Source organism: Microbacterium ulmi, from assembly GCF_011759705.1.
Classification (GTDB): Bacteria; Actinomycetota; Actinomycetes; order Actinomycetales; family Microbacteriaceae; genus Microbacterium; species Microbacterium ulmi.
The window spans coordinates 1,816,824-1,830,380 of sequence record NZ_JAAOZF010000001.1; the positions used below are offsets into that span (position 1 = coordinate 1,816,824).

Below are 13,557 nucleotides of genomic sequence, written 5' to 3' on the forward strand. Positions count from 1 at the left end.
GCCGGGTCAGAGCACGATCTGCGAGATGGCGTCGAGCGGCACGAAGACGGGCTCTCCCGCGTCGGCTGCTTCACTCGTCGCGAGCGCGGCGAGCGGATCGAACGGGACGTATCGCGAGAAGTCATAGCCCGTGACGGCGGCGAGATCGGCGATGGCGACCTGGAAGGTGCGGTACGCGCCGAGCTCGAACCCCTCGACCGCCTCCGTGCGCCCTCGCTCCTCGAGAAGATCTCGGATCATCTCTCCCTGGCTGAGCACGTAGGCGGTCGCATGGAGCGTCCCCTCGACCGCGCTCTCCATGACCACGAGCTTGAAGAACTCCCGAGGCGCGACGACCCCCGCCGCGATCTCGGGATCGTCGTCGCGCAGCACGGGACCGGTGAAGACGCACGCCGTGAAGCCGTGCGTCTTGGCGCTGTTGAGGATGTAGTCCTCGAGCCCCAGCCATTGCCGGGCGCCGGAGTTCAGGTCGCCGTGCTGCACCGCCGCGTTCGTGTAGTGGAACGTGTCGTCGTTCGCGCGCTGCGCGATCTCGCTCACGCCGGGGCCGCCGGCCGGCAGCGTGTCGTCCCAGTTCGGATCCTGCCTGCGGACCATGTGGCCGCGGTCGATGTCGGGGTGCGCGTAGTCGTTCTTGCCGAGCTGGATGTCGCGGGGGATACGTCCGTCGTGGAACCATCTGTCGCTGCCGCGTTTGATGGCCACGGGATGCCGTCCGTCGATGTTGACTGCCGTCATCCTCGGCTGCTTGCGACTACGCGAGAACTTCACGCCGAAGTGCGTGTAGCGCAGCTCGAAGGGCTGGCTCGCCGACTCGTCGCTCGGACGCGCCAGATCGCCCTCGACGTCGGCGGGCAGTCCCGGCCACGGCGCCGAGAGGTCGCCGCCGCCGAGGAAGGCGGGATCGTAGCCGGCGCGATCCGCGAGCTGGTCGGGGCCGTGCTGGCCGTCGCCCGCGGCCTCTGTCGCCCCCGCCACCGCCGCGATGTCCGCGACAGGGCGGGCGCCGGCCAGGAGCTGGCGCAGGGTCGACGCCCCCACGGCGCTGTTGAACTTCCCGTAGAGCCCCGAGAAGTGCAGGCCGACGACTCTGCCGTCCGACAGCCTGATGAGCGGTGAGCCCGACGCGCCGCCGAGGCTCGTGCAGTCGTGCTGCAGAGTGACACGCGGTCCGAGCGCCTGCGTGATCCTGCCGGGTGCGTACCGCTTCACGTTGTACAGCTGGCGGAAGTACCGCGCCATCGCGTCCTTGTCGTTGCGGTCGTCGTAGGCGGGGTATCCGACGAGGGCGACGACGTCGTCGAACGCGGCGTCGGTGTCGGCCAGCGGCAGTGGTGACGGCAGGTTCTGGCCCGTGATGCGCAGCAGCGCGACATCCGGAGCGGTCGTGTCGGCGAGATACGGGATGTCGACGACGTCGAACGGGGTGGCCTGCGAGGCGATGGCGCCGAACTCCTCGTTGAAGTCGAGCGATGCGCCGAACCGGATCTGCGAGGGGCCGCGCATGAACACGCCGTGCCCGTCGGCGGTGCGCCGGGCGACGAGGCTCGCGACATGGCGGTTGGTCACGACGATGCGATCGGCGCCGTCGGCCGCGATGACCCATCCCGTGCCGCCCCACGCCATCGTGAAGTTCGTGAACTCGACCCTGCCGACGGAGGGGATGAACTTCTCCGTCGCGCGGATGCGGGCATCCGTGCCCGGGGGGAAGTCGTCGAGGCTGTCGATCTCGTCGTCGCCGAACACGACCCTGTCGTTCTGGACCAGCAGCGGCGGACGCCCCACGAGCTGCACGATCGCCTCGAGGGCGCTGCCGCCGGGATCGATGCTCTCGAGCCGGTCGGCGACGTCCGCGTCGGCCCCTTCGCCGGGCGCGGGAACCCGGATGTCGGGGAGTCCCATCCGCTCGAGGAGGCCCCCGTCGATCCGTCTCTGGACGGCCGCCCGCAGCACCTCCGATTCGGCCAGTCGTTCTCGCGCGGTCTTCATGGTCGTACCTTTCCCTCGATGGCGGACAGCACGGCGATGGCCGGGACGAACGCGGCGGCCACGTCGTGGTCGAGCAGCGCCGCCGCAGCCTCCGCAGGAGCCTCTCCGCGCGTCTTGAGGTCGGCGGCGGGGTAGCGGCCGCGCACCTTCCGGACGATCTCCGACGCCTCGTCGTCGCTCGCCGCACCCGACCAGATCCGCACCTCGGCGAGGCAGTCCTCGCGCGAGCCGAGCTGTGCGATCCGGTCCGCGACCGATGCGTCGGGGCGGCGCGTCCACGTCGGCAGACCCGGCACGATCGGATAGGCCCAGTCGCCCGCGCACGTGCGGCGCCACCGCTCGGCACTGCGCGCGATGGCGCGCAGGTCGGGCGCCCGCAGCGCGAACGCGGCAGCGCCCATCCACTCCGAGAGCAGTCCCAGCGCCGCGAGGTTCTCCACGGATCCTTCGGCGGACGTCGCCGCGGCGAGCCTCCAGTCGCCCGCACCGGTCGGGGGCAGGCCGCCCGCGGCGCTGAGGGCCTGGTCGGTCCGAGCGAGATGGTCGCGGATCGCCGAGTCGGACGTGAGACCGAGGCGGGCCTGGATGACGGAGCTGTAGGGCGTCGCGCTCGCCAGCACCCGCGCTGCGCCCGCGGGCGTCGAGAGGTCGGGCAGCCGGGGCGTCGGCTGCGGTTCCTGCCTCTGCGCGGACGCGGGACCGGTGGACACCTGCGTCGAGAACCGGCCGGCCTGCATCGCGAGCGCGTCGAGCACCATCGGCGAGGGGGCACCGCTCTCCCAGGCGTTCGTGGCCGACCACACGCTGACGGCGGCGTCGACGGGGTCGGACATGCTCCACGAATCGCGCTCGCGCGGAGCATCCACGGCGAGGAGCGCGAATCCCAGCGCACCGTTGCCCAGCGTCCCGGTCAGCCCCCGCCGGCGCAGGTCGATCGCCATCTCGGCGAGCTCCGGCCGTGCGATGAACGCTCGCGCGAGCTCGCCGAAGCCGGACTCCGCCCACATCTCGAACTGCGCCAGGGTCGTGGTGGGCGGGCTGTCGCGGAAGCGGCCTGAGAAGTACCGGCGCGGATCGAACCCGTCGAGGGCTTCGGCCCATCGTCCCGCGCGCCAGAGGAACGACCGCGCGATGTCGGCCGCCGCCGATGCCGGATCGGGAGGGCTCTGGCCGAACGAGCGCTGATAGACGTACTCGGCCTCGCGGATGTCGGCGCGCTCGAGGATGGACTCGAGCTCTCTAGCGGCGCTCTCGTGGTCGATCGCGGCGACGGGAGCCTGCTCGCGGAACAGCGACGATCGGTCGCCTCGCGCGATGCGCACGACGTCGCGGGCGACGTCGGGCAGCTCGGCGAGCGTGTCGTCGTCGAACTGGTAGAGGATCTCGCGCGAGAGCGACGGCGGCTGTCCGCCGGAGCGCATCGCCTGGAGGTGATGGTATGCCGCCTCGAACGGAGCGAAGGGCTCTGTGCGATCGGCGAACCACCGCGCGGCCGCCCGGTTGAGGTGAGCCGTCTCGGACGGCCTGCCCGCGTCGTAGATGTTCTCGAGCAGGGTCTTGCGGATGTCCGATCGGTGGCGCACCCAGCCGGGCACGGCGTCGGGCTCGACGAGCCAGTGCTGCGTGGTCAGCGCCGCGAAGGCGGCCACGGCATCCGTCGCTGGCATGCCCTTCATCCCGACCTGCGGCGCCAGGACCTCGGCGATGAGGTCGGCGTTGATCCTGCGGACGATGAGGCCAGGCTGTGCGAGCGACCGGAGCGTGTCGTTGTCGATGCGCGACAGCAGGAAGCGGTACAGGTAGGCGGAGGCCAGCTCGCGACGCCCCGTGATGCCGTCGAGCACGTCGGGGCCCGACTCGCGCACGGCGAGGGCGCCGAGACGGAGGACGAGGGGGATCCCGTCCGACACCCCTCGGATGCGCGGATACACCGCCGGCTCGATGTCGAACCCGCCGAGCAGTCCGTCGGCGCTGTCGTCGTCGAGTCCTCCCAGCTCCACCCGTTCGGCGGTGCGCTCCGGGATGATGTCGAACGGCTCGCCCCGGCCGGCCGCGATGACCGCCAGCGGGCTCAGGCCGCGGTCGCACAGCTCGTCGAGGGTCTCGAACAGGCGGAGCGGGTGCGTCTCGCCCCGGCCCCGCAGCACCTCCACGGTGTCGAGGATGAGCAGGACCCGGCGGCCGGACGACGCGAGCGAATCCCCGAGCACACGCGCGAGCTCATCGGGGATGTGTGCGCGCGCGTCGCCGCCCTTGACGCTCGGGTTCGTTGCGGGCCCGGCACCCGCGGCGAGGAGGCGTGCGGTCCGCAGGGCCGCTGCATCCTCCCCGAGCTCTCGCGTGATCTGCCGCGTGATCTCCATCGTGAGGCCCACGCGATCCTGGATGTCGAGTCCGCCGCGATCGAAGTCGAGCCGCACGATGATCCACGGCGGGGCCTGTTCGGCGGCGCGCCGGGCCACCTCGTCGATGAACGTCGACTTCCCGATCCCCGGGAGGCCGTTGACGAACAGCGCCGTGACGGGGCGACGGGACCGGGGACGGCCGAGCCACGCCTCCGCGCGTGAGAGCTCGTCCTCGCGGCCGAAGAAGCCGCGGCTGAGCATCGCGTTCGCGCGGGCGCCTGCATCGGCGCGAGCGACCGCCGAGCGCACCGCCTCTCGCGAGGCGCTCGCGGGGGCGTGCACCCCCGCGCGGTCGAGCGCGACGGACATCCGGGTGAGGACCTCATGATCGAGCGGGGGCTGGAGCGCCGCGGAGATCCCCTCTTCCGTGAACGGCGCGGTCCCCGTGAGGGCGGCGAGCAGATCGTCCGTGGGCGCACTCCGCTCGTGCGCGCGCCGCCACTCGAGGGCGGTCGCGAGCCGGCCGCTCTCCGCGAGGACGTCGAGCTCGTCGCGGCGCACCGTGCCTCGCATCAGCCATCCGACCGGGTCGCTCGTGTCGCACACGCTGGAGAGGTCGACGGTGACGTCCATGGCCTCGGCGGGACTGAGATCGCCCAGCGCCTCGAGCAGCGCGACGGGATCGAACGGGCCGGAGAGGGCTGCGAACCAGCGGCCGCGATCGGCGAGTGTCACGGTCTCCGGCTCGCTCATCAGACACCCCCTGCGAGCAGTCTCAGGTCCGGCCTGAGGTTCTCGACGACCTGGGGGAGCAGCGCCGGGTCGTAGAGGCCGTTGACGTGCGGAAGGCCGACGAGCGCGCGATCGGCGGACCACCCGAGCGTCACGTCGTCTGCGCCGCCGGTGAGCTCGCGCGATGCCGTGGCGAGCAGATCCAGGATGTCGGCGCGGCGGAACTCGCCGATGAAGTCCACGATGAGACCGGGGGAGCGGTCGCCTTCGGACGCGGGCGGACCGAGGAACTCGGCGCCGGGAACGGACACCGTCTCGAATCCCGCGATCACGAGTCGCAGGTGCGGCTTCGTGAGCGCCGCGCCGACGAAGCTCTCGATCGTGAGGCGGGACTCGTCGCTGAGCAGCACCGAGGGATTGTCGATGAAGAGCCAGGCGGTCGCCCCGACGGTCGCGGCGGCCGCCTCGACGGCCGCGGCGAGGTTCTCGGCTCGGTTCCTGATCGTGGTCTCGGGCGGGGCCTGCCCCGTCGCGACTCCCGCGTCTTCCGTGAGCGGCTCGGGCACGTCGAGACCGATGAGTCGCACGCGGGAGCGGATGTGGGCGCTGAGGTCGTCGACGACGTCGTCGAGCGGGATGCGCGCGAGCCGGTGGTCGGGCCCGCGACGCAGCAAGAGCTGCTCCAGGATGTCGTGGCTGAACGCGAGTCCCGTCGTGGACGAGTCCACGTTGGTGCGCTTGATCCGCACTCCTCGCACCCGTCCGTCCGGATCGGCGGCGGCCGCGACCGCGCGGAAGAAGGAGTTCCGGCCGATGACGAGGGGGCCGGTGGGGGTTGCGTCGAGCGACCAGAGCGTGGGCGGTGCGACATCCCTGCTGACGATCTCGCGGATCGAGTCGACGAAGAGCTCCGCCGGGACGAAGCGCGCGACGTGATCGAACTCCGCCTGATGGATGCCGAGGAACTCCAGATCCTTGTTGAAGCATGCGCCGCCGGAGGACCCGCCCGCCGTCGTCACATCGTGACGCCAGCGCGCCGTGACGTTTCGGATCTTTCCCGTGAACCCGAAGTCGATGACCTGGTGGACGCCTCCCGGGAAGTGGACGAGGATGAGTCGGCTCTTGCTCTTGGGCGGAGCAGGCGCGGCCAGCGAGATGTGGCCGAGATGCGCCGCCGCGGGCTCCATGAGCTCGAGCAGCGCCACGTCGTGCCGGTCGGCGACATCCGTGTCGTGCAGCGGCGCACGGGAGCTGTACTCGGCGTCGCCGCACTCGGACTGGAACACGGCGGGGACCCTGGCGCGGCACTTCATGTCGTCGGCGAGCAGCACCTCGAGCTTCGGCGCAGGCTCCTGCGGCTGGCCGGGCCGGGCAACCGCGATCACGTGCCACGAGGTCAGGACGAGGCTCGGGCCGACGAGCACGCCGCTTCCGACGACGGCGTCGTTCTTCACGATGCGGCACCGGAACGACTCCGCCCTGGCGAGGAACCGCCGAAGCGGCTCCGTCGGGATGACGCTCTCCGGGTCGTCGAGCACGTCGTCGGCGAGCGGCACGCCACGCGCGCGCAGCGCCGCGGCGAACGCCGTGACGAGTCCCCTCTCCTTCAGCTGCTCCAGCCAGAACTCCGCCGGATCGCGGCGCGAGAGGCGCGCGAGCGCGTCGATCCCCGCGGTGGTCAGCGGCTTCTCGTCTGACTGGACGGCGGCGAGGGCCTCCGCGGCGTCCGCGGCGTGATCGCGGATCGCCTGCAGGATCGCATCGTCGTCCATGCTCTCGCCACTCTCCGAGACGTCGCCTCTGATGAGGAGAGGATGTCGCGACACGCGTGATACGCGGCAGCCCGCGCCGCGCGCCCGACCCCGTCGCACGCGGGATCGGTACTCAGCATTGCCGACTACTGGTACTTAGTGATACTGTGTACTGGTAGTCAGCAACACAGAGTAGATGAGGGAGCCGACCGTGGGCAGTCAGATGACCGAGATGCTCAAGGGAACCCTCGAGGGCATCGTCCTCGCGGTGCTCGCGACGCAGCCGGCGTACGGCTATGAGATCACGGCACGCCTGAGGGAGGAGGGATTCTCCGATCTCGTCGAGGGGACCGTGTACGCACTGCTCATCCGGATCGAGCAGCGCGGCTTCGTCGACGTCGAGAAGGTCCCGTCCGAGAAGGGCCCGCCGCGCAAGGTGTACTCGCTCAACGCGCTGGGCCGAGAACAGCTCGAAGAGTTCTGGAGGACGTGGAGCTTCCTCTCGCAACGCATCGGAAGGCTTCAGATCGAACACACCGTCCCTGACGCAGAAGGAGAGGACTGAGATGGTCGCCAAATGGATCGAGACGCTCACCGGATCGCTCGAGCAGAAGAAGCAGTACAAGCACGACAAGGCTCGCATCGAGGCGCTTCCCGAACCGTGGGCGACCGCGGCGAAGGCGATGCACCGATACCTCATGTACTACGGAGGCGTCACAGACGGCGACACGCTCGTCACGATGTTCGGCGATCTCGCCGACCTGTGGGATCGCGCCGCAGCCGATGGGACTCCCGTCCGCGAGATCGTCGGCGACGACCCCGTCGAGTTCGCCGAGACGTTCGTGCAGGCCTACGCCGGCAAGCAATGGATCGACAAGGAGCGCGCGCGCCTGAACAAGGCCATCGAGGACGCCGAGGGGGAGGAGCGGAGATGACCACCCAGACCGCGATCCGGGTGCGCGGCATCCGCAAGTCCTTCAGAGACCTCGAGGTGCTGCGCGGCGTCGACTTCGACGTCGCGCCGGGCAGCATCTTCGCGCTCCTCGGCTCCAACGGCGCGGGCAAGACGACGCTCGTGCGCATCCTCTCGACGCTGCTGAGGGCCGACGCGGGGACGGCGACGGTGCACGGATTCGACGTCGCGGCAGCGCCGGGCGACGTGCGCGAGTCGATCAGCCTCGCGGGGCAGTTCGCCGCCGTCGACGAGGTGCTCACCGGGAGAGAGAACCTCGTGCTCGTCGCGCGGCTGCGCCACCTCAAGGACCCGGGGTCGATCGCCGACGACCTGCTGGCCCGCTTCGCGCTCACGGAGGCGGGCGCTCGCAGGGCGTCGACGTACTCGGGCGGCATGCGCCGCCGGCTCGACATCGCCATGAGCCTCATCGGCGACCCGCCGGTCATCTTCCTCGACGAGCCCACGACGGGTCTCGACCCGCAGGCGCGGATCGAGGTGTGGCAGACCGTCACGAGGCTCGCCGAGAGCGGCACGACCGTCCTCCTGACGACGCAACACCTCGACGAGGCCGAGCAGCTGGCCGACCGGATCGCGATCCTGCACGAGGGCACGATCATCCAGAACGGCACGCTGGCCGAGCTCAAGCGGCTCCTCCCGCCCGCCGAGGTGGAGTACATCCAGAAGCAGCCCTCCCTCGAGGACGTCTTCCTCGCCCTCGTGGGCGGGCCCCGCGCGACACACGAGACCGAGACCGCCGAGAGCGCGCTCCCGGCCGGAAGGGACCCACGATGACCGCCCACGTCCTCGCCGACACCGCCGTCCTCACGGGCCGATCGCTCCGGCACATCCTCCGCAGCCCCGACACGATCATCACGACGGCCGTCACGCCGATCGCGCTGATGCTCCTGTTCACGTACGTGCTCGGCGGCGCGATCGACACCGGATCGCAGGAGTCGTACATCGACTACATGCTTCCCGGCATCCTGCTCATCACGATCGCGTCGGGCGTCGCGTACACGGCGTACCGGCTGTTCCTCGATCTGCAGGGCGGCATCTTCGAGCGGTTCCAGTCGATGCCGATCTCGCGATCGAGCGTGCTGTGGGCGCACGTGGTGACCTCGCTCACGGCGAACCTCGTCTCGATCGCGATCGTCACCGGCGTGGCGCTGATCATGGGGTTCCGCACCGGCGCTCCCCTCGGCGCGTGGATCGCCGCCATCGGCATCCTGATCCTGTTCACGCTCGCGCTGACCTGGATCGCCGTCATCGCGGGACTCTCGGCCAAGACGGTCGACGGTGCCAGCGCGTTCAGCTACCCGCTGATCTTCCTCCCGTTCATCAGCTCCGCCTTCGTGCCCACCACGTCGATGCCGGGTCCGGTCGCGTGGTTCGCCGAGAATCAGCCCGTCACGTCGATCGTCGACACCCTCCGCGCGCTGTTCGCGCAGGAGGCCGTCGGCTCCGACGTCTGGATCGCCCTCGCGTGGCTCGTCGGCATCCTCGTCGCCGCGCACCTCGGCGCGGTGGCGATCTACCGACGCAGGATCAGCTGACTGCGGGCATCGGGCGTGCGGACCATAGGCTGATCGAAAAGCCGAGGAACCACATGACCGAACCCGCTGTGACCGCCGTCATCGATCTCGACCTTCCGGGGCCGCGGATCTCACGCCACGTCTACGGACATTTCGCGGAGCATCTCGGCCGCTGCATCTACGGCGGGTTCTGGGTCGGCGAGGACTCCTCCGTCCCGAACGACGGCGGCATCCGTCTCGATGTCGTCGAGGCCCTCCGGGCGCTGCGGATCCCCAACCTGCGGTGGCCAGGAGGATGCTTCGCCGACGACTACCACTGGCGCGACGGCATCGGCCCGCGCGAGGGCCGACCCCGCATGGTCAACTCGCACTGGGGAGACGTCGTCGAGGACAACGCGTTCGGCACGCACGAGTTCATGCACCTGTGCGAGCTGCTCGGCGCCGCCCCGTACGTGTCCGGGAACGTCGGCTCGGGCACGGTGCGCGAGATGAGCGAGTGGGTCGAGTACCTCACCCGCGACGACGACTCGCCCATGGCGGGCCTGCGGCGCGAGAACGGGCGGGATGCCGCATGGTCCGTGCCGTTCTGGGGCATCGGCAACGAGGCGTGGGGCTGCGGCGGCAACATGACGGCGTCTCACTTCGCGTCTCTCGCGCGCCAGTTCGGCACGTACGTGCGCGATCACGGCGGCAACACCGTCGAGCGGATCGCCGCGGGCGCCAACAGCGACGACTACGCCTGGACCGAGACGCTCATGCGCTCCGTCGCGACGCTCGGATCGGGCCCCGCGCCGGGCAGCCCGTACCAGTCGGTGTCGCTGCATCACTACACGATCAACGGGAGCTGGGAGGACAAGGGTGACGCGACGCGCTTCGGTCTCGACGACTACTACGTCACCCTCCGCCGCGCGCACCGCATCCGCGAGATCGTGCGCGGCCACGCCGCCGTCATGGACGCCTACGATCCCGCGCGGGTCATGGGCCTCGTCGTCGACGAATGGGGGACGTGGTGGAACGTCGAGCCGGGCACGAACCCCGGGTTCCTCTTCCAGCAGAACTCCCTGCGCGATGCGCTCGTGGCCGCCGTCCACTTCGACGTGTTCCACGATCACGCCGAGCGCGTCCGGATGGCGAACATCGCGCAGACCGTCAACGTGCTGCAGGCGGTCGTCCTGATCGACCCCGAGCGCGGGTCGCTCGTGCGCACGCCGACGTATCACGTGTTCGCGATGAACACGGGTCATCACGACGCGAGCGCGCTCGCCGTGCGGCTGCGAGGCGGCGTCCCCACGCGCGAGGTCGAAGGATCCCCCGTGCCGCTGTTCTCCGCATCCGCCTCCACACGCGGTGACACCGCGCTCGTCTCGCTCTCGAACCTCGACGCGGGCGCGCCGCTCACCGTCGCGCTCGACCTGCGCGGCCGCGCCGTGGCCGACGTCGCCGCGACGGTGCTCACGGCGCCGACGATCCAGTCCCACAACACCGGCGACGATCCGGATGCCGTGGCCCCCGCCCCGCTCGACTCCGTGCGCCGGACTCCGCAGAGCGTCGAGGTCGTGCTGCCCCCGCACTCCTACACGACGCTCGCCCTCGCGCTCGCGTGACCGCCGACGGCCCGTCTCCCGCCGCTTCTCCCTTGGCGCGCGCCCGAAGCGGCGACGCCCAGAGCACGGGCCTGGGCCGGAGCCTCATGGCGGGGCCGCGCGCATCGCTCACGGGGGGCCGAGAAGACGCCTGATCGCGGTCTCGGGGGTGACGTCGAGATCGAGCAGGCGCCCGTTCTTGTACCGGCGGAGCACGCGCGGGTCGACATAGCTGCCGCGCGCGACCGCGGCGGTGTTGCCGAGCGCGTCCGCCGCGGCCCGGACGGCGACGACCTCGGCGCGCTTGCGCTCGCGGGGCGAGTCCGCCGTGCCCAGGCGAGCGAGGGTCTCGGCCGCGACGATCGTCCCGCGAAGCGTGCGGAAGTCCTTCGCGGTGAAGGCGGTCCCGGTGAGCGTCCGCACGTACGCGTTGACCTCGGACGCGGTGAGCCGGACGACTCGGCGCCCGCGCGGGTACCACAGGAGCGGGGACCTGGGCCGTCCCGCGCGCAGCAGCGCGATCGTGGACGACAGCTCGTCGTCGTCGATCTCCAGGAGCTGCCGCCTTCCGCTCTTGGCGGGGAACGACAGCGTGACGACGGATGCCTCGACCTTCGCGTCGCGACGCTGGAGCGTCGTCAGCCCACGGCTGCCGTGGCGCTCGAGGTAGCGGGTGGACCCGACCCGCGGAGCCGCCTCGTCGAGCAGGCGGAACGCGACGGCGAGCACGCGCTCGCGGTCGAGCGACTCGCGGCGCAGCGCCGTCGTGACGCGTGCACGCGCCTGGGGCAGAGCCCCGGCCAGCGCGAGCGCCCGTGCGAACTTGCCTCGATCCCGCCGTGCGCGCCACTGCGGGTGGTAGAGGTACTGGCGGCGCTGCGCGTCGTCGGTGCCGACCGCCTGGATGTGCGCGAGCGGATCCGCCGCGATCCACACGTCCTGCCACGCAGGGGGGATGGCGAGGGTCGCGATGCGGGTCCGCTGCTCCTCGGAGACGGCCCCGCCGTGCTCGTCGAGATAGCGGAAGCCCGCGCCCGCTCGCACGCGCCGCAGGCCCGGGTCGACGCCCGGGCGCACCCGCACGAGCCTGGCCATCGTCGTCCTCCGCCCGCAGGTCGCCGGCCGGCGGCCGGAGAACGGATGCTAGGCGTCGGAAGGTGCCGGCGCAACCCCCGGCGGCCGCTCCGCGCTGCGGCGCTACCGTGTCCGTCTGCCGGTGCCGCCGCCGAGTCCGGCGCCGCTCGAGAGCGGACGAGAGCGGACGTGCGACAGCGGAGGACCGACATGACCGAGCGAGCAGTCCGACCGGACGGCGCGGGAACGCACGGGCAGAGACGCGCAAACCCCGTGTCACGGTTCTTCGGCATCCTCGGTCCGGGGCTCGTGACGGGCGCGGCCGACGATGATCCCTCCGGAGTGGCCACCTATGCGCAGGCGGGCGCGACGTACGGCAACGGGATGCTCTGGACCGTTCCCGTGACGCTGCCGCTCATGATGGCGGCGCAGGAGATCTGCGATCGGATGGCGCTGGCGACCGGCGACAGCCTCGGCGCGCTGATCCGCCGTCGCTTCTCGGGCGGGGCGCGGGTCGTGATCGGAATCCTGGTCGCGGCGCTGATCGTCGCCAACACGCTGAACCTCTCGGCCGACCTCATGGCGATCGGGCAGGGGATGCAGCTGCTGCACGCGGGACCCGCGCCCCTCTGGTCGCTCGTCGCGGGCGTCGGGATCGGCATCGCGGTCGTCGCGGGATCCTTCGAGTGGATCGGCCGGATCTTCAAATGGCTCTGCCTCGTCCTGCTCGTGTACGTGGGCGTGCTCTTCGCCGCGAACGTCGACTGGGCGGATGTCGCAGCCGGCCTCTTCGGGGCCCAGCTGACCGCGAGCCCCGCGTACTGGGGTCTCGTCGTGGCCGTGCTCGGCACGACCATCAGCCCGTACATGTTCTTCTGGCAGACGGCGCAGCGCGTCGAGGAGCTCCGCGGCGAGGACCTCGACGGCCCCCTCGCGCCTCCTCTCGACGATCGGACGGATGCCGGAGCCCGCCGTCGCCTCAGGACCGGGCGGGAGGACGTCTTCACCGGCATGGTGTTCTCGGTGCTCATCATGTTCGCGATCATCGCCGCCACCGCCGCGACTCTCGGCGCGCACCACGAGAAGGTCACGAGCGCGGCGCAGGCCGCGAAGGCGCTCGAGCCCATCGCCGGGACGTATGCGGGGGCGCTGTTCGCCGTCGGCTTCATCGGCTCCGGCATCCTCGCGGTTCCCGTGCTGGCGGCGGCGGGAGCCGCAGGGATGGCCGCGCTCCTGAACCGCGACTGGGGGCTCGAGCGATCGCCCCGCAGGGCGCCGATGTTCTACGTCCTCCTCGGCGGCGGGATCGTGGGGGGAACGCTCCTGTCGGTCTTCGCGAGCAACCCCATCCAGCTCCTCGTCCTGTCGGCGCTGGTCAACGGCATCGCGGCGGGGCCGTTCCTCGTGATCATGATGCTGATCTCGCGCGATCGCGCGATCATGGGCCGGTACCGCAACGGCCGGCTCGCGCAGACCATGGGCTGGATCACGACGGTCGTCATGTGCGCAGCGGGCGCCTACGGCGTCTGGTACACGATCTGGGGCTGAACGACCCGCCTATCGGCGCGTGCCGCGAACGCCGCGGCGTGTCAACCC

10 protein-coding genes are annotated in these 13,557 nt (G+C 71.1%); 6 read left to right on the forward strand and 4 right to left on the reverse strand.

Going from position 1 to position 13,557, the window contains the following annotated elements:
- Positions 1-6 precede the first annotated feature (6 nt).
- The 3 genes from FHS08_RS08675 to FHS08_RS08685 are packed head-to-tail and all read right to left on the reverse strand — an operon-like array spanning position 7 to position 6,838.
- Positions 7-1,989 (reverse strand): DNA/RNA non-specific endonuclease, encoded by a 1,983-nt coding sequence (locus tag FHS08_RS08675; protein ID WP_167038057.1) that lies wholly within the window; start codon positions 1,987-1,989, stop codon positions 7-9.
- Complete coding sequence (locus FHS08_RS08680; RefSeq protein ID WP_167038060.1) at positions 1,986-5,087, reverse strand: AAA family ATPase; 3,102 nt, start codon at positions 5,085-5,087, stop codon at positions 1,986-1,988. The genes FHS08_RS08675 and FHS08_RS08680 overlap by 4 nt, the downstream gene beginning before the upstream one ends.
- The gene (locus FHS08_RS08685; RefSeq protein ID WP_167038062.1) at positions 5,087-6,838 is read right to left on the reverse strand and encodes a trypsin-like serine peptidase; all 1,752 of its coding nucleotides are present in this window, start codon (positions 6,836-6,838) and stop codon (positions 5,087-5,089) included. The genes FHS08_RS08680 and FHS08_RS08685 overlap by 1 nt, the downstream gene beginning before the upstream one ends.
- A gap of 190 nt (positions 6,839-7,028) precedes the next feature.
- On the opposite strand from FHS08_RS08685, the gene FHS08_RS08690 reads away from it, so the two are divergent.
- Genes FHS08_RS08690 through FHS08_RS08710 form a run of 5 tightly spaced genes read left to right on the forward strand, consistent with a single transcriptional unit; the run spans position 7,029 to position 10,908 of the window.
- Complete coding sequence (locus FHS08_RS08690; RefSeq protein WP_167038064.1) at positions 7,029-7,382, forward strand: helix-turn-helix transcriptional regulator; 354 nt, start codon at positions 7,029-7,031, stop codon at positions 7,380-7,382.
- A 1-nt stretch (position 7,383) separates the two neighbouring features.
- Positions 7,384-7,752: a DUF1048 domain-containing protein gene (locus FHS08_RS08695; RefSeq protein WP_167038066.1), complete on the forward strand. Its 369-nt coding sequence runs from the start codon at positions 7,384-7,386 to the stop codon at positions 7,750-7,752.
- Complete coding sequence (locus tag FHS08_RS08700; protein ID WP_167038068.1) at positions 7,749-8,564, forward strand: ABC transporter ATP-binding protein; 816 nt, start codon at positions 7,749-7,751, stop codon at positions 8,562-8,564. Before FHS08_RS08695 ends, FHS08_RS08700 begins: the two co-directional genes overlap by 4 nt.
- Positions 8,561-9,325 (forward strand): ABC transporter permease, encoded by a 765-nt coding sequence (locus FHS08_RS08705; protein WP_167038070.1) that lies wholly within the window; start codon positions 8,561-8,563, stop codon positions 9,323-9,325. The genes FHS08_RS08700 and FHS08_RS08705 overlap by 4 nt, the downstream gene beginning before the upstream one ends.
- Before the next feature lie 53 nt (positions 9,326-9,378).
- Positions 9,379-10,908, forward strand: a complete 1,530-nt coding sequence (locus FHS08_RS08710; protein WP_167038072.1) for an alpha-N-arabinofuranosidase — start codon at positions 9,379-9,381, stop codon at positions 10,906-10,908.
- A gap of 108 nt (positions 10,909-11,016) precedes the next feature.
- Here the strand turns inward: FHS08_RS08710 and FHS08_RS08715 are convergent, their stop codons facing one another.
- Entirely contained in the window at positions 11,017-11,982 is a 966-nt protein-coding gene (locus tag FHS08_RS08715; RefSeq protein WP_167038074.1) for a DNA topoisomerase IB, read from the reverse strand.
- A 189-nt stretch (positions 11,983-12,171) separates the two neighbouring features.
- Here FHS08_RS08715 and FHS08_RS08720 point away from each other — a divergent pair, with 189 nt between their 5' ends.
- Entirely contained in the window at positions 12,172-13,509 is a 1,338-nt protein-coding gene (locus tag FHS08_RS08720; RefSeq protein ID WP_167038076.1) for an NRAMP family divalent metal transporter, read from the forward strand.
- Positions 13,510-13,557: the final 48 nt, after the last annotated feature.